The organism is Variovorax sp. RO1, from assembly GCF_002849325.1.
In the GTDB taxonomy this organism is placed as follows: domain Bacteria; phylum Pseudomonadota; class Gammaproteobacteria; order Burkholderiales; family Burkholderiaceae_C; genus Variovorax.
Genome location: NZ_PKMT01000002.1, coordinates 628,193 through 647,985 on the forward strand (window position 1 = coordinate 628,193; position 19,793 = coordinate 647,985).

General features: G+C 67.8%; 19 protein-coding genes. 8 read left to right on the top strand and 11 right to left on the bottom strand.

The genetic code is table 11. The annotated features are described in order from the left end of the window. The first annotated feature begins 144 nt into the window (after positions 1-144). Positions 145-1,872 (top strand): PglL family O-oligosaccharyltransferase, encoded by a 1,728-nt coding sequence (locus CY658_RS14145; RefSeq protein WP_180838950.1) that lies wholly within the window; start codon positions 145-147, stop codon positions 1,870-1,872. A 10-nt stretch (positions 1,873-1,882) separates the two neighbouring features. Here the strand turns inward: CY658_RS14145 and moaC are convergent, their stop codons facing one another. After that, a complete protein-coding gene (moaC, locus tag CY658_RS14150; RefSeq protein ID WP_101490812.1) occupies positions 1,883-2,371 on the bottom strand; it encodes a cyclic pyranopterin monophosphate synthase MoaC in 489 nt (162 codons plus the stop codon). 54 nt (positions 2,372-2,425) lie between these two features. On the opposite strand from moaC, the gene CY658_RS14155 reads away from it, so the two are divergent. Next, positions 2,426-3,997 (top strand): M48 family metalloprotease, encoded by a 1,572-nt coding sequence (locus CY658_RS14155; protein WP_101490813.1) that lies wholly within the window; start codon positions 2,426-2,428, stop codon positions 3,995-3,997. A 37-nt stretch (positions 3,998-4,034) separates the two neighbouring features. Here the strand turns inward: CY658_RS14155 and CY658_RS14160 are convergent, their stop codons facing one another. From CY658_RS14160 to CY658_RS14170, 3 genes are all read right to left on the bottom strand, one after another. Then, the gene (locus tag CY658_RS14160) at positions 4,035-4,391 is read right to left on the bottom strand and encodes a phage holin family protein (protein WP_101490814.1); all 357 of its coding nucleotides are present in this window, start codon (positions 4,389-4,391) and stop codon (positions 4,035-4,037) included. 98 nt (positions 4,392-4,489) lie between these two features. Continuing rightward, the gene (locus tag CY658_RS14165; protein WP_101490815.1) at positions 4,490-4,954 is read right to left on the bottom strand and encodes a hypothetical protein; all 465 of its coding nucleotides are present in this window, start codon (positions 4,952-4,954) and stop codon (positions 4,490-4,492) included. An 86-nt stretch (positions 4,955-5,040) separates the two neighbouring features. Continuing rightward, positions 5,041-5,775 carry a TerC family protein gene (locus CY658_RS14170; RefSeq protein WP_101490816.1) on the bottom strand — a complete coding sequence of 245 codons (735 nt, stop codon included), beginning with the start codon at positions 5,773-5,775 and terminating at the stop codon, positions 5,041-5,043. A 507-nt stretch (positions 5,776-6,282) separates the two neighbouring features. Between CY658_RS14170 and CY658_RS14175 the strand changes: the two genes are divergently transcribed. Then, positions 6,283-6,747, top strand: coding sequence for a DUF3717 domain-containing protein (locus CY658_RS14175; protein WP_101490817.1), 465 nt, complete (start codon positions 6,283-6,285; stop codon positions 6,745-6,747). Between the two features lie 2 nt (positions 6,748-6,749). Then, positions 6,750-7,055 (top strand): putative signal transducing protein, encoded by a 306-nt coding sequence (locus CY658_RS14180; RefSeq protein WP_101490818.1) that lies wholly within the window; start codon positions 6,750-6,752, stop codon positions 7,053-7,055. A 10-nt stretch (positions 7,056-7,065) separates the two neighbouring features. Here CY658_RS14180 and CY658_RS14185 read toward each other — a convergent pair whose 3' ends face one another. From CY658_RS14185 to purB, 4 genes are all read right to left on the bottom strand, one after another. Next, complete coding sequence (locus CY658_RS14185) at positions 7,066-7,626, bottom strand: YaeQ family protein (protein WP_101490819.1); 561 nt, start codon at positions 7,624-7,626, stop codon at positions 7,066-7,068. A 46-nt stretch (positions 7,627-7,672) separates the two neighbouring features. Further along, positions 7,673-9,838: a TonB-dependent receptor family protein gene (locus CY658_RS14190; RefSeq protein ID WP_101490820.1), complete on the bottom strand. Its 2,166-nt coding sequence runs from the start codon at positions 9,836-9,838 to the stop codon at positions 7,673-7,675. 73 nt (positions 9,839-9,911) lie between these two features. Then, complete coding sequence (locus CY658_RS32775; protein ID WP_180838951.1) at positions 9,912-10,082, bottom strand: hypothetical protein; 171 nt, start codon at positions 10,080-10,082, stop codon at positions 9,912-9,914. 142 nt (positions 10,083-10,224) lie between these two features. Continuing rightward, entirely contained in the window at positions 10,225-11,604 is a 1,380-nt protein-coding gene (purB, locus tag CY658_RS14195; protein WP_101490821.1) for an adenylosuccinate lyase, read from the bottom strand. 121 nt (positions 11,605-11,725) lie between these two features. Here purB and CY658_RS14200 point away from each other — a divergent pair, with 121 nt between their 5' ends. Continuing rightward, positions 11,726-12,337 carry a glutathione S-transferase N-terminal domain-containing protein gene (locus CY658_RS14200; protein ID WP_101490822.1) on the top strand — a complete coding sequence of 204 codons (612 nt, stop codon included), beginning with the start codon at positions 11,726-11,728 and terminating at the stop codon, positions 12,335-12,337. A 361-nt stretch (positions 12,338-12,698) separates the two neighbouring features. On the opposite strand, the gene CY658_RS14205 is transcribed toward CY658_RS14200, so the two are convergent. After that, a complete protein-coding gene (locus tag CY658_RS14205) occupies positions 12,699-13,340 on the bottom strand; it encodes a glutathione peroxidase (RefSeq protein ID WP_101490823.1) in 642 nt (213 codons plus the stop codon). Positions 13,341-13,469: 129 nt separating this feature from the next. Between CY658_RS14205 and CY658_RS14210 the strand changes: the two genes are divergently transcribed. The 3 genes from CY658_RS14210 to CY658_RS14220 all read left to right on the top strand — a co-directional run bounded on the left by CY658_RS14210 (position 13,470) and on the right by CY658_RS14220 (position 15,891). Then, positions 13,470-14,327, top strand: a complete 858-nt coding sequence (locus tag CY658_RS14210; protein WP_095747294.1) for a ferritin — start codon at positions 13,470-13,472, stop codon at positions 14,325-14,327. A 98-nt stretch (positions 14,328-14,425) separates the two neighbouring features. Beyond that, positions 14,426-15,316 carry an RNA polymerase sigma-70 factor gene (locus CY658_RS14215; RefSeq protein WP_101490824.1) on the top strand — a complete coding sequence of 297 codons (891 nt, stop codon included), beginning with the start codon at positions 14,426-14,428 and terminating at the stop codon, positions 15,314-15,316. A gap of 107 nt (positions 15,317-15,423) precedes the next feature. After that, complete coding sequence (locus CY658_RS14220) at positions 15,424-15,891, top strand: carboxymuconolactone decarboxylase family protein (protein ID WP_101490825.1); 468 nt, start codon at positions 15,424-15,426, stop codon at positions 15,889-15,891. 3 nt (positions 15,892-15,894) lie between these two features. Here the strand turns inward: CY658_RS14220 and CY658_RS14225 are convergent, their stop codons facing one another. Beyond that, on the bottom strand, positions 15,895-16,998 hold the full coding sequence (locus CY658_RS14225; protein WP_101490826.1) for a septal ring lytic transglycosylase RlpA family protein: 1,104 nt from the start codon (positions 16,996-16,998) through the stop codon (positions 15,895-15,897). Next, positions 16,991-19,786, bottom strand: a complete 2,796-nt coding sequence (glnE, locus tag CY658_RS14230) for a bifunctional [glutamate--ammonia ligase]-adenylyl-L-tyrosine phosphorylase/[glutamate--ammonia-ligase] adenylyltransferase (protein ID WP_101490827.1) — start codon at positions 19,784-19,786, stop codon at positions 16,991-16,993. The genes CY658_RS14225 and glnE overlap by 8 nt, the downstream gene beginning before the upstream one ends. Positions 19,787-19,793: the final 7 nt, after the last annotated feature.

Consider the following 19,793-nt stretch of genomic DNA (forward strand, 5'->3'; position numbering starts at 1 on the left):
TCTCGGCTGCCGTAGCCGAGCGGAGCGGCAGGCAATGGTTATTTGGGATTGTTATAGAGTGTCCATAACTGTTTCTAAATGCAAATCCACTCATCCGCCACGTGCTGCCACTCATCGGCGACGGCCGGTTGGCATGATGGGTCGATGAATCGCCTTGACGCGTCCTTGCCGGCGCCTCCCTCGCACGCGCCTTCACGGCTTGCCGAATTCGCCTGTGCCGGCCTCGTGGCCTGGCCCTTTCTTTCTCCGCTGGTGGGCGGTCCTTCGATCAATGTCTGGCAACAGCTGATGTCATGGGGCTGCGTTGCCGGGCTGCTCGCGATGGCACCGTCCGCCGTTCCCTCGAGGGGCCTGCGCGCCGGGCTGACCGTGATGGCGGTTTTCGTTGTGCTGTCCGCCGCCTTGGGTCGCGGAACCACGCTCTTGCTGCCGACCTTGGGCGCGTTGGCAGGGATCGCGACGGCCACTTGCCTCGGTGCAGGCGTGGCGCAGCAGCGCGGACCCCTGGCTCGCGCGTTGGCCGCTGGCCTCCTCGCCGCAGGTTTTCTCAGTGCCCTTCTGGGCCTGCTCCAGTACTACGGTCTTACGGAATTTCTGGGTTCATTGACCTCGTCGCCCACGTCCGGCCGCGGTTGGGGCAACCTGCGCCAGCGCAATCAGTTCGCCACCCTGATCAATCTGGCGATGGTCGCTGCGCTGTGGTGGCATGCCACGTCGCAGTCCCAACGCATCCGCGGGCTGTTCGCTCCCGCCGGCGTGCTCTTGGTCGCGGCCCTTGTGGCCTCAGGATCGCGCACCGGCTTCTTGCAGTTGCTGCTGATCGCCGTGGGTGTCGGCGCCATGGCATGGCGGGAGCGCCGTCTGGCGCCGCGGCATGCCGGCTCGGTGGACTTTCGCCTGCCCGCCCCCAAGCTCCTGTTCGCCGCCATTCCGCTGTACGCCGCCCTGCACTGGCTGATGCCGTATTTGGCCAGCGGAGGCGATGTCGGCCATGCAGTAACCGCCGGCACCGGCATGCTCCACCGCCTGCAACCCGCCGTCGTCACCACCGACAGCCGCGTCGTCCTCTGGCAAAACGTCCTGACCCTCATCGCCCAGCGCCCCCTCACCGGCTGGGGCTGGGGCGAACTCAGCTTCGCGCACTTCGCCACGCTGTACAACGGCCCGCGTTTCCCCGTGATCCTAGACAACGCCCACAACCTCCCGCTGCACCTCGCGGTCGAGCTGGGCATTCCGGCGGCGCTGTTGATCTGCGGCGGTTTCCTCTGGATGGTGTGGGCCGCGAAACCGTGGCGCGAGCGCGACCCCTTGCGGCTGATGGCGTGGGGCCTGCTTGCCGTCATCCTGTTGCACAGCCTGCTCGAGTACCCGCTCTGGTACGGCCCGTTCCAGCTGGTGTTCGGCCTGTGCCTCGGCATCCTGTGGCCGGCGTCGTCCAAGCGCCCAAAAGCGATCAGCAGGAAACTCGCCGCCTTCGCCGCCGCAGCCTGGATCGCCGTCATCGGCTATGCCGCCTGGGACTACACCCGCATCAGCCAGATCTACCTGCCGCGCGAGGCGCGCCTGCCGGCCTACCGCGACGACACGCTCGCCAAGCTCCAGGGTTCGTGGCTGTTCTCACGCCAGGTGGATTTCGCCGAGCTGACGCTCACCGCCGTCACACCCGCGAATGCCGCGCAGATGCACGCGCTGGCCGCGCGTGTCGTGCATTTCTCGCCCGAGCCGCGGGTCATCGTCAAGCTGATCGAAAGTGCCGAGCTGGTGGGCCGCGATGCCGAGGCCCACATGTGGGCACAACGCTTTCGCGCTGCGTTTCCTGTCGAGTTCGCCCGTTGGCTGGAAGATCGCCCGGACGACGCGCCCGAGCTGTAGCCGCGCCGGCTCAGCCCGTCGTCGCGACGTAGCTCCCCGACTTCCCGCCGTGCTTCTCCAGCACATGCACGTCGGTGATGCGCATCCCGCGGTCCACGGCCTTGCACATGTCGTAGATGGTGAGCAGCGCGACCTGCACGGCGGTCAGGGCTTCCATTTCCACGCCGGTCGGGCCGACGGTCTCGACGGTCGCGGTGCAGGCCACCTGCGGCGCCTGGCCGCCCTCGGCGAGCGCGAAGGCCACGGCCACGCGGGTCAGCGCGAGCGGGTGGCACAGCGGGATCAGGTCGCTGGTCTTTTTTGCCGCCTGGATGCCGGCGATGCGCGCGATGCCCAGCACGTCGCCTTTCTTGGCGGTGCCCGATTCGATCAGCGCCAGCGTCGCGGGCTGCATCTCGATGCGGCCGGTGGCCACGGCCACGCGGTGGGTGGCGGGCTTGGCCGCCACGTCGACCATGTGGGCCTGGCCTTGGGCGTCGAAGTGGGTGAGGGTGCTCATCGGTGAACGTTCGTTTTGAAGATGCATCATACGAGCCCGAGCCACAGACGAGGAATGCCGCGCTTGACTCCCTCTTCCCCCAAGAAAACACGCCCGACGCCCCTCCGGCATGCGGTGTGCGCTACCTTTTTGATAGCTTCCCAGGTGCTGCTGCCGGCCCCCGCGCTGGCGCAGGTGCAGCAGATCCTGCCGGGCCTCGGTGACGGCGGCGAGATGACGGCGAGCGCCGAGCGCCAGCTGGGCGACCAGATCGTGCGCGAGCTGTACCGCGACACCGACTACATCGACGACCCGGTGATCGCCGCCTACGTGCAGGACATCTGGCAGCGTCTGCTGGCCGCCGCGCGCGCGCGTGGCGAACTCACACCCGAGCTCGACGAGCGTTTCGCCTGGACCATCCTGCTGGGGCGCGACCGCAACATCAACGCCTTTGCGCTGCCGGGCGGCTACCTCGGGCTGAACCTGGGGCTGCTGGCCGCGGTCGGCAGCCGCGACGAGCTGGCGACGGTGCTCGGGCACGAGCTGTCGCACGTCACGCAGCGCCACATCTCGCGCATCATGAGCAAGCAGGGCAAGCAGATGCCCCTGATGATCGCCGGCCTGATCCTTGGGATGATCGCGGCCAGCAAGAGCCGCAATTCCGACGCTGGCCAGGCCGTGATCATGGGCAGCCAGGCGCTGTTCATGCAGAACCAGCTGAGCTTCTCGCGCGACATGGAGCGCGAGGCCGACCGCATCGGCTTCGGCGTGATGACGCAGGCGGGCTTTGCGCCGCAGGGCGCCGCGGCGATGTTCGAGAAGCTGCAGTACGCCTCGCGCCTGAACGACAACGGCTCGTACCCCTACCTGCGCAGCCATCCGCTGACGACCGAGCGCATCTCGGACATGCAGGGCCGCTTCCAGTTCCGCGCCGATGCCGCACCGCCGGTGGTGCCGCTGGTGATGGACCACGCCATGGTCGCTTCGCGCGCGCGCGTGCTGACGCGCCCGGGCGTCGATGTGCTGCGGCTGTGGGTCAACGCGGCGTCGAGCGGCGAGTTCGCGGGCAGTTCACCGGCGCAGCAGGCGGGCACGCTCTACGCGGCCGCGATGGCGGCCAAGGAGCTGCGCGATTTCAAGGCGGCGCGTGCGCTGGCCGAGCGGCTGGTGGCGCGCACGGCCGACGACGCGGCGGCGGCCAAGCAGGCGCGCTGGCTGCAGGCCGAGATCGAACTCGCGGGCGGCGGCGCGCCTCGCGCGGCGGTGTTGCTCGATGTCAAGTCGAAGGAGCGGCCCGAGATGATCCTCGCCGCCGAAGCCGCGATCGCCCAACGCCAACCCGCGCCGATGGTGCCCGTGCTGCGCGACTGGGTGGCCGTTCACCCGCGCGATGCCACGGTCTGGCGCACGCTGGCCAATCTGTACGGTGCGCAGAACGACACGCTGCGCGCCATTCGCGCCGATGCCGAGGCCAACGTGGCGATCCTCGATTACCCGGCGGCGCGCGACCGCTTCAAGGCGGCGCAGGAGCTGATCCGCAAGTCGGGCGGGCCCATCGACCACTACGAAGCATCGATCGTCGACACGCGCGCGCGCGCCGTCGACGTGCTGGTCAAGCAGCAGGCCGAGGAGCCGCCGCTGAAGTGATGAAGAAGGGGAAGGAAGAGGGCGTTGCCGCCGGCGCTCAGCGCCGTGACGACAGCAGCCCGCCCAGTGCGCTCTCGATGAGCAGCCCGAGCAGCGAGTAGATCAGCGAGCCCACCAGCGCGGCGAAGAAGCCGCTGACGTGGAAGCCGCCGAGCAGGCCCGAGGCGGCCCAGAACAGCAGGGCGTTGATCACGAACAGGAACAGCCCGAGCGTGACGATGGTGACCGGCAGCGTCAGGATCACCAGCACCGGCCGCACGACCATGTTGAGCAGGCCGATCACGGCCGCCGCAAGCAGCGCCGAACCGAAACTCTGGACCTGGACGCCGCTGTAGAGGTAGGCGACCGCGAGCAGCGCGACGGCGCTGAGCAGCCATTTGAGGAGGATGCGCATGCGCCGCAGGATACCCCACAGGGCCCACAAAAGAACAAGCCCCGCTGCGTTGCCGCAGCGGGGCTTGTGTCGGTTCGGGAGGGCGTGTGGCCCTGGGCTTACTCGGCCAGCTCGTTCGCCAGCACCAGCAGCGCGCCCATGCCCATCACGGCGCCGGGAAAGGCCCAGCCCGATTGCTTGGGCGGGGTCTGGTCGGGCGCGACCGGCTCGAGGTCGACGCCGATCTTCGGACGGCGCGCATCGACCACGTGGGTGGCCGCGTGCTCGCGCTTGAGTTGCTGCGTCAGGTCGGTCAGCGGGCCCTTGGCCAGCACCGCCGTCACCTGGCCGCCGTTGCGTTCGAGCAGCGGCAGCATTTGCGCCTGCACCTTGCTGAACCACTTGGCGCGCCAGTTTTCGCGCGCGCTGTGGCTCACCCACTTGCTGATCCGGTGTGTCATGCGCGGCGCGCAGGCCACGAGCACCCAATGGCGCGCCACGACGTTGTCTGCATCCGGCGCCAGTTCGGCGAACTGCTCGCTGGCATAGACGGCGTCGTCGACGTAAAGAATGATCTTTTCCATGAGTGCTCTCCTTTGATAGTTAGAGTGACAGAGACCGGATTGATGCAAGAAGTTTCAGTGCAGGGCGTTTATCGACCGATGAACGCTCAGTGGGCCGGGGTGGCGGGGGCCGGCTTGCGCGAGGCCACCCACTTGCCGATCGCCAGCACCAGCAGCGCACCGAAGACGCCGGCGGCGTACTTGATGGTGTCGGTCTGCGGCACCTTCGGCACCCAGGTCCAGTTGGTCGGGTTCGCCAGGGCGGGGTCGGACACAGCCATCGTGCCGGCGATCCAGCCCAGCAGCATGCCGCCCAGCGTGATGATCATCGGGAAGCGGTCCATCAGCTTGATGACCAGCTGGCTGCCCCAGACGATGATCGGGATGCTCACGAGCAGACCGAAGATCACCAGCGGCATCTGGTGGCCGTCGCCCGCGCCTTGTGCGGCACCGGCGATGGCGATCACGTTGTCCACGCTCATCACCAGGTCGGCAATGATCACGGTCTTGACGGCACCCCAGAGCTTGTCGCTGCCGGTGATGTTGCCGTGCGCGTCGTCATGGTCGGGGGCCAGCAGTTTCACGCCGATCCACAGCAGCAGGATCGCGCCCACCAGCTTCAGGAACGGAATCGCGAGCAGCGTGAGCGCGAAGAAGATCAGGATCACGCGCAGGATGATGGCGCCGGCGGTGCCCCACAGGATGCCCTGGGTGCGTTGCGCGGGCGGCAGCTTGCGGCATGCCAGCGCGATGACGACAGCGTTGTCGCCGCCCAGAAGAATGTCGATCATGATGATCTGACCGACCGCGACCCAGAATTCCGGGGTCATGAACTGTTCCATAGATTCCTCATTGTCTTGGCAGCGCGCCCGCAGCTCCCTGGAGGGGACCACGACGGGCAGCGGCATGCCGATGCGTTTCGATTCACCCTGCGCGGGTGCGGTCGAGAGCGGGGGTGCGAAGGCCGGGTGACACCGGGGACTTGCGAACGCTTCGACCAAACCTGCGCAGGTTCAAATCGAAGGTCTCGCTCGACAACAGCAGGCGCGCCGACAGGCGTCGGCGCGTGTGTCGCCCGTCAGGCCGGAAGTGTTGTGCTTCGTATTGACGACCTGACGATTCACGCTGCCCGGGGACAGCGATCGGGAGCTACTCCCCTTCGTGGGCGGGATTAGAGCATTGAAGACCGCGCCGAGGCAACCAAAAGTTTTCTTTACATTTGAGAGCGATCCTTCTGCAGGCCGCATGCACTGGGCGATGCACGCTCTATTTTTAGTAGCGTCTATGGCCCTAGGAAGGGGCGGGACATTGCGGGACTATGATCGCCGCTCGCTGTTTTTTCACTCTTCATGGCCGCCATCCACATCACCGACATCGAGGCCGCCATCAACCACTGGCGCGAGAAGTCTCCCTCGCCCGACGGCATCACGCTGGCGCCCGAACTGCGCGCGCTGGCCGAGGTCTACGCGCTCATGGTCTTCCACCACGAAGACGAGGTCGACGAGGTCGGCTTTCCTCTCAAGGCATGGGCCGCCTGGCTCGATTGGTACCACAGCACGCCCGACACGCCCTGCATCGCGATCTGCTCGACGAGCCAGGGCGACGACGAGTGCAAGGGCTGCGGGCGCAGCTTCGACGAGGTGCAGTACTGGCCGGCGATGACGCCGGTCGAGAAGCGCGTCACCTGGCGCCGCATCACCATGGAAGACTCGGCCTGGCGCTTCAACCGCTATGCCGAGCGCGCGCGCGAAGCCGAGCCAACCGCCGCTGAGCCCGAGTTCGACCCCGACGACGACAAAAACTGGACGCCCTGACCATGCGCCGCCTCGCGCAAGCCCCCAACCTCGCGATCGCGACCGTGTGGGCGCACGCGTTGCGCGAAGAGGGTGTGGCCGCGACGGTGCAGCGCGAATTTCTCGGCGCGGTCATGGGCCAGTTGCCGCCCGACCAGTGCCTGCCCGAAATCTGGATCGACGACGAATCGCAGTACGAGCTCGCGAAGCGCCTGCTGCACGAACTGCAGAACCGGCCGCAACGCAGCTGGCGTTGCGTGTGCGGCGAGCAGGTCGAAGGCGGCTTCGAACAGTGCTGGCAGTGCGGCGAGATGATGCCGGCCGCCTAGCGGCGCGGGACTACTTCCAGCGCAGCAGTTCGACGTCGATGCTGTTCACGCCGTCGCCGAGCGTCAGCGTGCTTTCCTGGATCGTCGCCTGCAGCTGCATGCTGCGCTGCGCCAGCTTGGCGAGCGCCTGCGAGGCCTCGGTCGGCACGCGGTAGACCTTCAGGTTCTGCGGCCGCGCGAGCTTGTTCTCGATGCCGCGCCACCAGATTTCGGCTGCGTGGTTGAAGCAATAGACGATCACCTCGTCCGCCTTGCCGCAGGCCTTGATGACGGGCTTGTCCTCGGGCTGGCCGACCTCGATCCAGATCTTGGTCTGGCCCGTGAAGTCGCGCAGCCACACGTCGGGTTCCTCGACGTTCGACAGCCCCGCGCCGAAGGCCAGCGTGCCGTCGCCGTTGCAGATGTCCTGCAGCTGGTGCGCGTTGAGCGCGAGCGCCACCAGCCGGATCATCATCCGCTCGTCGGTCTCGCTGGGGTGGCGCGCCAGGGTCAGCGCATGGTCGGCGTAGTAGCCGTGGTCGATGTCGGCCACCGCGAGGGTGGCCTTGAAGATGGTGGATTTGAGAGCCATGGGTGCGCGAGTGTAGGCCCGACGCCCTCCCGCGCACCCCCGCGCCTCAGAACGCCAGCGACGCCTGCATGTACAGCGTGCGCGGCTGGCCGACGTACTTGCCGCCGTTGTTGTCGACCGAGCGGTTGTAGTAGCGGCGGTCGAACAGGTTCTTCACGCCCACGGCCAGCTTCAGGTGGCTCAGCGAGGGGCCGAAGTCGTAGGCGGCGCGCAGGTTCATCGTGGCGTAGCCGGGGATGTCGCCGAGCCGGCCGGTCGAATCTTCCAGCGTGATGTACCTCGCGCCGTCGTCGGGTGCGCCCGGCGAGCGCTGCTTCGACTGCGCGTACACGTCGGCGTTGACCGTCCACGGCCCGCGCTCGTAGCGCGCGCCCAGCGTGGCCACCTGGCGCGAGTAGAACGGCAGGTCGCGGCCGGCGAAGGCGCCGGCCTTCGAGGTCGCCTGCGTGTACGTGTAGGTGCCCGACACCGACAGCCCCTTGAGCGCGCCACTCAGGCTGCCCAGGTCGTAGCGCAACGCCGACTCCAGCCCGCGGTGGCGCGTGGCGCCCAGGTCGGTCCATTGGCTGACCTCGCCGGTGATGGAGCGCGCCAGCTGCAGTTCCTTGTCGAAGTTGATGTTGAACAGCGTCAGCTCACCGCTCCAAGCCTCACCCTTGTAGTGCGTGCCGACCTCGTAGGTCTTGGCCTTCTCGGGGTGCAGGCCGCTGGTCGACTGCGCGAGCTGCGCGTACTGCTGCGGCCCGAACGACACGCCGGCGTTCGCAAACACCGACCAGCGCTCGCTCATGCGGTAGAGCACCGACAGCGTGGGCAGCACCTCGTTCGAGTCGATCTTCGGATAGATCGCGCTGGTGATCCGGCCGCTCGCCATGTTGAAGACATCGTTGTGCGAGCGGATCGATTCGTAGCGCACGCCGGGTGTGACGGTCCAGTTGCCGAAGTCGATGCGGTCGTCGATGTAGAACGCGTGCGCCGTCGTGCCGCCCTTGCTGAACTGGTACGTGGGCTGGGCCAGCGAGTAGGCGTCGAAGCCCGGGCGCGGCCGGTAGTAGCTGCTGCGCGTGGCCACCTCGGAGGCCTCTTCCTTGAGGTAGCGCGCGCCGACGCTGATCTCTTGCACCACGCTGCCGGAGTCGATGAGGCGCGAGTAGCGCGGCTCGAAGGCGTAGGTCTTGTAATGGCGCGGGGCGGCGGTGAGGCGGCGCTGGCCGGCGCTGTTGCCCGAGCCTTCCTGCTCGAGGTGGCTGCCGCGGAACGAGTCCGTGTAGTAGGTCAGCATCTCGAACTTGTTCACGCCGTCGTTGTGCGTGTACTTGACCGAGCCGTCGGTGCGGCTGCCGCTGAACTCGTCGAAGGGGCGGTCCGACTGGAACGGGTTGGCCGCGAACTGAGCGGTGGTCAGCCCGCCCGGCATGCGGGCACTGCCTTCGAAGCGATGCAGCGTCACCGCGATGTCGTCGGTCTTCGAGAGGCGGTAGGCGCCCTTGAGCATCAGGTCGTCGATGCGGGTCTTGTCGTTGCTCTGGCGAAAGCCGTTGCCGTGCGTGCCCGAATACAGCAGCGCCAGGCCCAGGCCGTTCTCGTTGGTGCCGCCGATGAACAGGGTGGGCGTGGTCTTGGTGCCGCCGCCGTGGCTGGCGCTCTCGACGCCCACGCTCACTTCACCCGCGAACTGCTTCGGAATCGAGCGCGTCACGAAGTTGATGATGCCGCCCACGTTCTGGGGCCCGTAGCGCACCGAGCCCGCGCCGCGCACCACGTCGACCGCCTCGAGGCTGCCGAGCGCCACCGGCGCCAGCGACAGCTGCGGCTGGCCGTAGGGCGCGTAGGCCACGGGCACGCCGTCGATCAGCACGGTGGAGCGGAACGACAGCCGCGAGGTCAGGCCGCGCACGCCGACGTTGAGCGAGATGTCGCTGCCGCCCGTGCCGCTGCTTTCCTGCACCTGCACGCCGGGCACCTGGCGCAGCACGTCGCGCACGCTGGCAGCGCCGCTCTCCTGGATCTGCTTGCGTTCGACGATGCTGCGCGCGCCGGCGTGCTCGAGCACCTTGGTCTCGCTGGGCGAGCCGAGCCAGTCGCCGGTGACGGTGATGGCCTCGAGCGACTTCGATGGATCGGCCCCGGGCTCGGCGTCGGCCGCCCAGCTCTGGAAGCTGATGGGAAAGAGCGCCATCGCGATGGCGGCGGTTTTTGTTTTCTTGAACATGGTTTTTTTCCTCCTCTGGTTGTCGAAAGCGTTGTTGTCTGTTGGTTTGCTTGAATGTGTGTGCCGCGGGTGCTCAGGGCGTGGTGCAGACGCCGCGCAGGCCGGGGCCCGCGAGCGCCAGGCCCCGCAGTGCGGTGATCGTCGTGAAGGGGGCGCAGTGGCCGAACGCGGCCAGCGGACCGGGCGCGAGGCCGGTCCATCGGTGGAGCGTGAGCCAGTGGTGTCTCAGCAGGGCGCGCAGCATGAACAACGGGGACGTCGAAGCGTCCCGTCAGGGTTGTCGGCTGGCATGCGCCCCGGAGGGGCACGTTGGCTGAAAGGGATCGAGCAGCGAGCGAAGCGCACCGGCCGTGGGCAACACGGGCCGGCGGATCGTCGCGGGGGGCCTAAATTCTACGAGCGAGTTCGGCGGCCTTGCCGGTGTAGCTGGCCGGCGTCATGGCCAGAAGGCGGGCTTTTTCCTCATCGGGAATGGCCAGCGAGCGGATCAGTCCGTGCAGCGCCTCGGCCGTCACGGTCTTGCCGCGCGTGACTTCCTTGAGTTGCTCGTAGGCGCCCTGCACGCCGAAGCGGCGCATCACGGTCTGGATCGGCTCGGCCAGCACTTCCCACGAGGCGTCGAGGTCGTCGGCCAGCGCTTCTTCGTTGAGCTCCAGCTTGCCCAGGCCGGTGGCCAGGCTCGCGTAGGCCAGCGTGGCGTAGCCGAAGGCCACGCCGATGTTGCGCAGCACGGTGCTGTCGGTCAGGTCGCGCTGCCAGCGGCTGATGGGCAGCTTCTCGCTCAGGTGGCGCAGCACCGCGTTGGCCAGGCCCAGGTTGCCTTCGGCGTTCTCGAAGTCGATCGGGTTGACCTTGTGCGGCATGGTCGACGAGCCGATCTCGCCCTTCTTCAGGCGCTGCTTGAAGTAGCCCAGGCTCACGTAGCCCCAGATGTCGCGCGAGAAGTCGACCAGGATGGTGTTGACGCGCGCCACGGCGTCGAACAGCTCGGCCATGTAGTCGTGCGGCTCGATCTGGATGCTGTACGGCTGGAAGTTCAGGCCCAGGCCCAGCGGCGCGGGCGTCTCGACGACCTTGCGGCTGAAGGCTTCCCAGTCGAACTCGGGCCAGGCGGCCAGGTGCGCGTTGTAGTTGCCGACGGCGCCGTTCATCTTGCCGAGCAGCTGCACGGCGGCGATTTGCGCGCGGGCCTTGGTCAGGCGCACCGCCACGTTGGCGATTTCCTTGCCGACGGTGGTCGGGCTGGCCGTCTGGCCGTGCGTGCGCGAGAGCATCGACACGTCGGCGAACTGGTGCGCCATTTCGCGCAGCTTGGCGATCAGGCCGTCGATGGCCGGCAGCACCACGGTGTCGCGCGCGGCCTGGATCTGCAGGGCGTGGCTGGTGTTGTTGATGTCTTCGCTGGTGCAGGCGAAGTGCACGAACTCGGCGGCGGCCAGCAGCTCCGGGCGGGCTTCGAACTTCGACTTGATCCAGTATTCGACGGCCTTCACGTCGTGGTTGGTGGTCTTCTCGATGTCCTTGATGGCCAGCGCATCGGCCTCGGAAAAGTGCGACACCAGCCCCATCAGGTACTTGCGCGCGCCGCCCGTGAGGGGCTTGAACTCGGCGAAGCCGCAGTCGGACAGCGCAATGAACCACGCCACCTCCACCTGCACGCGACGGTGCATGTAGCCCTGTTCGCTCATCAGCGGGCGCAAGGCCGCGAGTTTGGCCGCATAGCGGCCGTCAAGGGGGGAGAGGGCGGAGACGGTGGAAAAGCTCATGCCCGAATTTTAGGCGGCCGCCGGGTGGGCGCGGCGCGGGGGATTTGGGGCGGCGTCTTTTTCCGTTCACCTAAAATGCCTGCGAACAAACGTTAACAAACGATATGGGGAGAGAGCCTTCATGAAACTGATCGGATCCGCCGCCAGTCCTTATGTGCGCAAGGTGCGCGTGGTGCTGGCCGAAAAGCGGCTCGACTACCAGTTCGTGATCGAAGACGTCTGGTCCGCCGACACCACGATCGCCCATTCGAACCCGCTGGGCAAGGTGCCGTGCCTGATCATGGAAGGCGGCGAGGCGATGTTCGACTCGCGCGTCATCGTCGAATACATCGACACCCTGTCGCCCGTGGGCAAGCTCATTCCGCAGCAAAGCCGCGAGCGCGCCGAGGTCAAGACCTGGGAAGCGCTGGCCGACGGCGTCATGGACGCCGGCGTGCTCTGGCGTCTCGAAGCCACCTGGACCGGCCGCGCCGACGGCGAACGCAGCGCCGCCTGGATCGAGCGCCAGCGCGTCAAGGTCGAGGCCAGCGTGGCCGCCATGGCCAAGGGCCTGGGCGACAAGCCCTTCTGCAGCGGCATCCACCTGAGCCTGTCGGACATCGCGGTCGGCTGTGCGCTGGGCTGGCTGGGGCTGCGTTTTCCCGAGATCGACTGGCGCGGCGAGCACGCCAACCTGGCCCGGCTGTACGACAAGCTCATGCTGCGGCCGAGCTTCATCGACACCCAGCCCTGAAACGACAAAGCGCCCCTCGGGGCGCTTTTTTTGGGGGCCGTTCAGGCCACCACGTGCAGGAAGCTCGGGCGGGGCGCGGCGTCATCGCGGGCCCCGCTTCCGGCGGGAAGACAAAAATGCTGCGAGGCGCCCCGACACGAAGGAGGGAGGGAGGGAGGAGGAGAAGAATCGCCTCGGGATTTCAACCGGACGGCAGGCGCCCGGAAGACCTCGCAACATGAAAACCTGTGGGCCTTGGCGGCCCATGCTCAAGTATGAGCGCGGCTCCGGTGCCCGGTTCCCGGTCGAGTGGTAAACGTTTGTGACTCAAAGTTCACATTGCAGGGGCCGCGTCGCGCATCGCCGCAGCCCGATGCATTCTTCAATCGCCCGCCTTGTCCTGATTCGGCCCGAGCTGTTTCTCGATGACGTTCACAAAACCGGTTTCGTCCGGTGCCGTCATGCTCGACCAGGCCTGCACCACCTTGCCGTCGCGCCCGATCAGGTACTTGTAGAAGTTCCATTTCGGCGTCGTGCCCGAGGCCTGCGCGAGCTGCTTGAACAGCGGGTTGGCGTCGGTGCCGCGCACCGACGACTTGGCGAACATCGGGAATTTCACGCCGAAGGTGCTTTCGCAGAAGTCGGCGATTTCCTTGTTGGAGCCCGATTCCTGCGAGAAATCGTTCGACGGGAAACCCAGCACCACCAAGCCGCGGGCGCGGTACTTCATGTCCAGCGCCTCCAGCCCCTTGTACTGCGGGGTGAAGCCGCAAAAACTGGCCGTATTGACCACCAGGACCACTTTTCCGGCGTACTGGCAAAGGTTCTGGGGCTTTTCATCCTGCAGCCGCGGGAAGCTGTGCTGCAGGATCGCCGGGCACCCGGCAGCGCCGCCCACCGCGGGCGCGGCAGGGGCGGCGGGGGCCGTCTGGGCTCCCGCCGACAGGGCGGCGGACAGGCCCGCCACGAGGGAAAAGGCCGTGGCGCAACGTCGCAGCATCGACAATCGGGCGGGGGTTCGCATGACGGGCTCCTGGATCGAAAAGGGGGGTGTGCATCTATGGCGCAAGCGTGCGCGTAAGCACATCATCGCGCGTCTGTCACGGGCGCGCCAAACGGCCCGATTAAAATCGGCGGCCATTGAAAGACTTTGATGCTCTACCCGGAACTCTTCAGACAACTCGAATCCGTCCGCTGGGACATGGACAAGGACATCCCCTGGCAGTCGTTCGACGCTTCCTTGCTGACCGAAGAGCAGGCGCAGACCATCAAGATGAATGCCATCACCGAGTGGTCGGCGCTGCCGGCCACCGAGATGTTCCTGCGCGACAACCGGCACGACAGTGACTTTTCGGCGTTCATGTCGATCTGGTTCTTCGAAGAGCAGAAGCACTCGCTGGTGCTCATGGAATACCTGAAGCGCTTCAGCCCGCAGCACGCCCCCACCGAGCAGGAGCTGCACGAGGTGCGCTTCGACTTCGACCCCGCGCCCCCGCTCGAAACCCTCATGCTGCACTTCTGCGGCGAGATCCGCCTCAACCACTGGTACCGCCGCGCCGCCCAGTGGCACACCGAGCCGGTCATCAAGCACATCTACACCACGCTGAGCCAGGACGAAGCCCGCCACGGCGGCGCCTACCTGCGCTACATGAAGCGCGCCATGGAAAAGTTCGGCGACGAGGCCCGTGCTGCCTTCACCAAGGTCGGCGTGCTGATGGCCAGCGCGCGCCGCACCGCCCAGGCGCTGCACCCGACCAACCTGCACGTGAACAAGGCGCTGTTCCCGAACGACACCATCCAGAGCCGCATGCCCGACCCCGACTGGCTCGAGCACTGGCTGGACAAGCAGATCAAGTTCGACGCCGTCTGGGAAACCAAGGTCGGCGAGCGCATCCTGCACAACCTGAGCCTCTTGATGAACCGCAGCTTCAAGACCGTGCAGGAGCTGAACCGCTACCGCAAGGAAGTCTCGGCCACGCTGGGCCCCAAGCCCGAGTACCAGGGCGCCTGAGCCGCACCCCGCGACCCGAAAAATCGCCCCGCATCCCGGGGCGATTTTTTTTGGCCGCGAGCTGTCACAACGCGGCGGCGTCAAACGTCTAATCGGGCATGGACGACCCGACCCTCACCTTCGACAGCCATCGCCGCCGCCTCCAGGGCATCGCCTACCGCATGCTCGGCTCCGTGGCCGAGGCCGAAGAGGTGGTGCAGGACGCCTGGCTGCGCTGGCACGAGGCCGACAAGGCCAGTTTCGACAGCGCCGAAGCCTGGCTCGTGACCGTCGTCACGCGCCTGTCGATCGACCGGCTGCGCAGCGCCAAGGTCCAGCGCGAGCACTACATCGGCCCGTGGATGCCCGAGCCCACGCTCACCGGGTCGCCCGACACGCCCGAAGAAACGCTCGAGCGTGTCGACAACATCTCCGTCGCCTTCCTGGCCGTGCTCGAGCGCCTGGCGCCCGAGGCGCGCGCCGCCTTTCTCATGCGCGAGGTGTTCGACGCCGACTACGACGAGATCGCCCAGACCCTCGGCAAGAGCGAGGCCGCCTGCCGCCAGCTGGTGCACCGCGCCAAGGTCCAGGTGCAGGAGGCGCGCCCGCGCTTCCAGGTGTCGCGCGACACCCACCAGCGCCTGCTGCGCGCCTTTGCCGACGCCGCCGCGCGCGGCAGCATGCAGGACCTGAAGGCGCTGATGGCCGAAGACGTCGAACTCATCGGCGACGGCGGCGGCAAGGTGCAGACCTTCAGCAAGATCCTGCGCGGCAGCCAGCGGCTGGCGCAGCTGTACTACTCGCTCTGGCGCCGCATGGGCGCCGGCGTGCACATGGAGCTGGTCGAGCTCAACGGCGAGCCCGGCATGCTGCGCTTTCTGGACGGCGAACTCGAATCGGCCCAGACCTTCGAGATCGAGGGCGAGCGCATCGTGCGCATCCGCGCCCAGCGCAACCCCGACAAGCTGGCGCGCATCGCGCAGCTGTTCGCCGCGAAGCGGGGCGACTGAAAAAATAATGCGCCCCGCCTGTCACAGGGCCGAGGGCTGGCGCGTCTTCAGGGTGTAGCAAGCAGATTTCGTTTCTCTTCCTCATCAACCACCCTGGAGTACACACCATGAGCCAAGCCCCCGCCCTCCGTCTCGCCTGGACCAAGTTCGCCCCCAAGTCCTTCCAGGCCATGATCGCCGTCAACGGCAGCTTCGAGTCGAGCACGCTCGGCAAGGTGCTGATCGACCTCGTCTTTGCCCGCGTCTCGCAGATCAACGGCTGTGCCTACTGCCTCGACATGCATGTGCGCGACCTGCGCGTGCAGGGCGAAGTCTGGCAGCGCATCAACAGCCTCGCCACCTGGCGCGAAGTGAGCCTCTTCAACGAACGCGAGCGTGCGGCGCTCGACTGGGCCGAAACGCTCACGCGCCTGGCCGACCACCACGCCGATCGCGACGCGGAGTACGAAGCGCTGAAGGCCGTGTTCAGCGACCAGGAAATCGTCGAACTCTCGCTCGCCGTGGCGCAGATCAACGCCTGGAACCGCCTCGGTGTGGGCCTGCGTTCGCAGGTCGTGGCCAAGGCCATGCCCTGAGCCTCAGCGCCTTTCGACCACCATCGGCGCGATCCGCAGGCTGTCGCGCAGCTGCGTGACGGCGTCGCCCGCTGCATTGCGCGACGGGAACGGGCCGGCCTGCAGGCGGTGCGTGCCGGCTTCGCTGAACACGCGCAGTTGCGGCGCCAGCGTGGGCAGGCCGCGCGCGGCCTGGTTTCTCAAGCTCTCGGCGCCGTCGCGTTCGCGGAACGCGCCGAGTTGGACCCAGAAGCCGGAAGCGGCGGACGCAGAAGGCGTCGAGGGTGCGGCGGGCGCCGCGAGCGGGGCCAGCGGCGCGAGGTCGGTCACCACCATCGCTTCGCGCGGACCGGCCGGTGCCTCGGGCTCCGACGGTGCTGCGGCCATCACGGGCGTCTGCGGTGCCACGGGCATCGTCGCTGCAGGCGCGGCAGCAGCCGTCATCGCGACCGGCGCAACCCAGGCCGACGGCACAGCCACCGGTGCGGCCGCCACCCGGACGGGCGCGGGGGCTGGCGCCGCGGCATAGGCCGTGCCCGCATCGCGCCGCCAGGCGCCGGTGCGGATGTCTTCGTTGGTGATGCGCTCGATCTCCACGGGCGCCACGCCGCGCAGCAGGTCGAGCTTCAGCGCCGCCGTGTAGCTCAGGTCGATCACGCGGCCGTCCACGAAGGGGCCGCGGTCGTTCACGCGCACGATCACTTCGCGTCCGTTGGCCGGGTTGCGCACGCGCACGTAGCTGGGCAGCGGCAGCGTCTTGTGCGCGGCCGTCATGGCGTACATGTCGTAGGGCTCGCCGCTGGCGGTCGAGGCTGCGTGGAACTTGCGGCCGTACCACGAGGCGATGCCCGATTCGCGGAACGGCCGGTCGTCGGTGATCGGCTGGTAGCCGCGGCCCAGCACCGTGTAAGGCTTGCTGGTGCCGCCGCTGCTGCGGATGGCCTCGATGCGGGGCTCGGCGTCGGGCACGCGGTCGAGGTCCGACGGGATGTTGCTGCCGGGGCCGTCGCGCCCACTGGCCACACCGCCACCGCTGCTGCGCGGTCCGCTGGCGCAGCCGGCCAGCACGAGCGCGGCGGCCAGGGCGCAGGCCGTCAGCGCGCGGGAAGCGAGGGCGCCGTCAGCCAAAGACCGCCTTCCACAGCGCCAGCATGGCGTCGCGCTCGGCGCTCAGGGCGGGCGGCGTGACCTGCGTCGGCTCTTCGTTCAGGCGCGCGCGGTGCTGCACGCGGCGCAACTCGCGGTAGGCGGTGGCGGCGTCGCGGCCCACGCCTTCAGGTAGCAGCCCGGCCTGTTCGGCACGCAGCAGCAGCGCGATGTTGCCCAGGTTGGGAATCAGCTCGGGGTGCGCGCCCGAGGCCGACAGCACCAGAAACTGCACGGCGAACTCGGCATCGACCATGCCGCCGGGACTGTGCTTCACGTCGAAGCGGTCGGCCTTCACGGGGCGGGCGCCGCGCAGCTTGTTGCGCATGCCGATGATCTCGGCCTTCAGTGACTCGCGATCGCGCGGGGCGACCATCACGGCCTCGCGCACCTGGTCGAAACGCGCGCCCAGTTCGGCGCCGTGGTCGGCGCTGCCGAGCACGAAGCGCGCACGCGTCATGGCCTGGTGCTCCCAGGTCCATGCGGTGTTGCTGCCGCGGCCGAGCTGGTACTTTTCGTAGGCCTCGAAGCTGGTGGTGAGCAGGCCCGAATTGCCGTTGGGCCGCAGCGCGGTGTCGATCTCGAACAGGTCGCCCTCGCGCGTCTTCACCGTGAGCCAGTTGATGAGCTTGCGCACGTAGGCCGCATAGACCTCGCCGGCGCGCTCGTCGTCATCGTCGTAGACGAACACGATGTCCAGGTCGCTGCCATAGCCCAGCTCTTTGCCGCCCAATTTTCCGTAGCCGATGATCGCGAACTGCGGCACCTCGCGGTGCCGGTTGCGCACATGCGGCCAGCACCAGCGCGCGGTCACACGCAGCGTGGTGTCGGCCAGCGCGCTCAGGTCGTCGGCCACTTGTTCGACGGTGATGCGGCCGTCCACGTCGCGCGCCAGCGTGCGGAACACCTCGGCGTGGTGGGCGTGGCGCAGCAGGTTCAGCAGGCGCTCTTCGTCGGCCTCGCCGGTGCGGGTGAGCGAGGTGTGGCGCGCTTCGAGTTCACGCTCGAATTCGTCGGCGATGAAGCGGCCCGAGAGCATCTCGTCGCTTGCGAGTTCGTCGATCACGCCGGGGTGCTGCATCAGGTAGCGCGCGGGCCATTTCGCGGCGCCCAGCAGGCGCAGCAGGCGCTCTTGTACAGCGGGGCGTTCGACCAGCAGCGCCAGGTAGCTCTCGCGGCGCATCAGCGGTTCGATCCAGTCGGCCCAGCGCATGGCGGCGTCGACGTGGCGCGGCGTTTGCCCGGCGCCGTCGCCGTCGGGCTCCTTCAGCCACTGGCCGGTGCGTTGCACCAGCTGGCGCAGGCGGCCCCGGGTTTCTTCGCGCAGCGCGAGCACGCGCGGTGTTTCGCACCAGTCGCGGATGCGCTCGGCAAACACGGGCGGCAGGTCGTCGAGCAGGTCGACCAGGTCGGCGGGCGCGGTGGACTTCTTGCCGTTGCACTTGCCGTTGCAGGGCTTCTCACCGCCCAGCAGCTTGTCGAATTCCTGCGCGACGAACTCGCGGTGCGTGTCGAGCTGTTCGAGAAAAGGGCAGCAGTCGGCATAGCCCATCGACTGCGCGATCCAGCGCAGGTCGTCGTCGTTGACCGGCAGCACGTGGGTCTGCTGGTCGTCCAGGTACTGGATGCGGTGCTCCACGCGGCGCAGGAACTCGTAGGCGGCCGCCAGCGTGTCGGCCGTGTCCTGCGGCATGAGGTTGGCGCGCGCCAGCCGCTGCAGCGCATCGAGCGTGGGGCGCGTGCGCAGCTCGGGGAACTGGCCGCCGCGCACCACCTGCAGCAGCTGCACGGTGAATTCGATTTCACGGATGCCACCGCGCGAGAGCTTCACGTCGTTGGCGCGCTCGGGGCGACCGGCGCTGCGGCGCGCCGACTGCTCGCGGATCTGGCGGTGCAGGATGCGCAGCGAGTCGAACACGCTGTAGTCGAGGTAGCGGCGGAACACGAAGGGCAGCACCACGGTGCGCAGCGCCTGGGCCTGGCCGTCCTGGACCACGGCGCGCGGCGCGACCACGCGGCTCTTCATCCAGGCAAAGCGCTCCCATTCGCGGCCCTGCACCTGGAAATATTCTTCGAGCGCATCGAGCGAGACCACGCTCGGCCCCGAGTTGCCGTTGGGCCGCAGCGCCAGGTCGACGCGGAACACGAAGCCGTGCTCGGTCACGTCGCCCACCAGCGCATAGATGCGCTTCACGGCGCGCGCAAAGTATTCCTGGTTCGACAGCTTGCCGCGCCCGTCGGCATCGCCGGCCGTGTCGCCGTCGACGTCGTACAGGTAGATGAGGTCGATGTCGCTCGACACGTTGAGCTCGCGCGCGCCGAGCTTGCCCATGCCGATCACCCACAGCTGCGAGCGCTGGCCTTCGGGGCCGAGCGGCGCGCCGTGCTGGGCGTCGAGTTCATGGCAGGCGTCCTGGCAGGCGATGTCGAGTGCCAGTTCGGCCAGTTCGGTCACGGCCGTGGTCACCACGGCGAGCGGGGCCTGCTGGTCGCAATCGAGTGTGACCAGACGTTCCATGACGAGCTGGCGCACGATGCGCAAGGCATCGCCGACGGCCACGCCGCGCGTGCGCAGTTCGTCGTAGGCGACGGTCATCGATTCGCGCCGGGGCTCGCCGGGCGGCAGCAGGCCGAGCTCGGCCGCATAGCGGCGACGCAGCCGCTGGACGAATCGGGAACTTGAAGAAAACGCGGAAGGCGTCGGATTGGATGGCAACTGATTCACACTGGTGTGGGTTGGCGCGGAACCCGGCTCTAGGCTGGCGGTCATAATTCCC

What these genes read in the sequence shown, in the direction of transcription:
- CY658_RS14190 (WP_101490820.1), bottom strand. Translation starts at nt 9,838, where the DNA reads ATGTTCAAGAAAACAAAAACCGCCGCCATCGCGATGGCGCTCTTTCCC.
- CY658_RS14160 (WP_101490814.1), bottom strand. Translation starts at nt 4,391, where the DNA reads ATGCGCATCCTCCTCAAATGGCTGCTCAGCGCCGTCGCGCTGCTCGCG.
- CY658_RS14145 (WP_180838950.1), top strand. Translation starts at nt 145, where the DNA reads ATGAATCGCCTTGACGCGTCCTTGCCGGCGCCTCCCTCGCACGCGCCT.
- CY658_RS14155 (WP_101490813.1), top strand. Translation starts at nt 2,426, where the DNA reads ATGCCGCGCTTGACTCCCTCTTCCCCCAAGAAAACACGCCCGACGCCC.
- CY658_RS14185 (WP_101490819.1), bottom strand. Translation starts at nt 7,626, where the DNA reads ATGGCTCTCAAATCCACCATCTTCAAGGCCACCCTCGCGGTGGCCGAC.
- CY658_RS14175 (WP_101490817.1), top strand. Translation starts at nt 6,283, where the DNA reads ATGGCCGCCATCCACATCACCGACATCGAGGCCGCCATCAACCACTGG.
- CY658_RS14205 (WP_101490823.1), bottom strand. Translation starts at nt 13,340, where the DNA reads ATGCGAACCCCCGCCCGATTGTCGATGCTGCGACGTTGCGCCACGGCC.
- CY658_RS14200 (WP_101490822.1), top strand. Translation starts at nt 11,726, where the DNA reads ATGAAACTGATCGGATCCGCCGCCAGTCCTTATGTGCGCAAGGTGCGC.
- CY658_RS14220 (WP_101490825.1), top strand. Translation starts at nt 15,424, where the DNA reads ATGAGCCAAGCCCCCGCCCTCCGTCTCGCCTGGACCAAGTTCGCCCCC.
- CY658_RS14210 (WP_095747294.1), top strand. Translation starts at nt 13,470, where the DNA reads ATGCTCTACCCGGAACTCTTCAGACAACTCGAATCCGTCCGCTGGGAC.
- CY658_RS32775 (WP_180838951.1), bottom strand. Translation starts at nt 10,082, where the DNA reads ATGCTGCGCGCCCTGCTGAGACACCACTGGCTCACGCTCCACCGATGG.
- purB (WP_101490821.1), bottom strand. Translation starts at nt 11,604, where the DNA reads ATGAGCTTTTCCACCGTCTCCGCCCTCTCCCCCCTTGACGGCCGCTAT.
- CY658_RS14170 (WP_101490816.1), bottom strand. Translation starts at nt 5,775, where the DNA reads ATGGAACAGTTCATGACCCCGGAATTCTGGGTCGCGGTCGGTCAGATC.
- CY658_RS14180 (WP_101490818.1), top strand. Translation starts at nt 6,750, where the DNA reads ATGCGCCGCCTCGCGCAAGCCCCCAACCTCGCGATCGCGACCGTGTGG.
- glnE (WP_101490827.1), bottom strand. Translation starts at nt 19,786, where the DNA reads ATGACCGCCAGCCTAGAGCCGGGTTCCGCGCCAACCCACACCAGTGTG.
- moaC (WP_101490812.1), bottom strand. Translation starts at nt 2,371, where the DNA reads ATGAGCACCCTCACCCACTTCGACGCCCAAGGCCAGGCCCACATGGTC.
- CY658_RS14165 (WP_101490815.1), bottom strand. Translation starts at nt 4,954, where the DNA reads ATGGAAAAGATCATTCTTTACGTCGACGACGCCGTCTATGCCAGCGAG.
- CY658_RS14215 (WP_101490824.1), top strand. Translation starts at nt 14,426, where the DNA reads ATGGACGACCCGACCCTCACCTTCGACAGCCATCGCCGCCGCCTCCAG.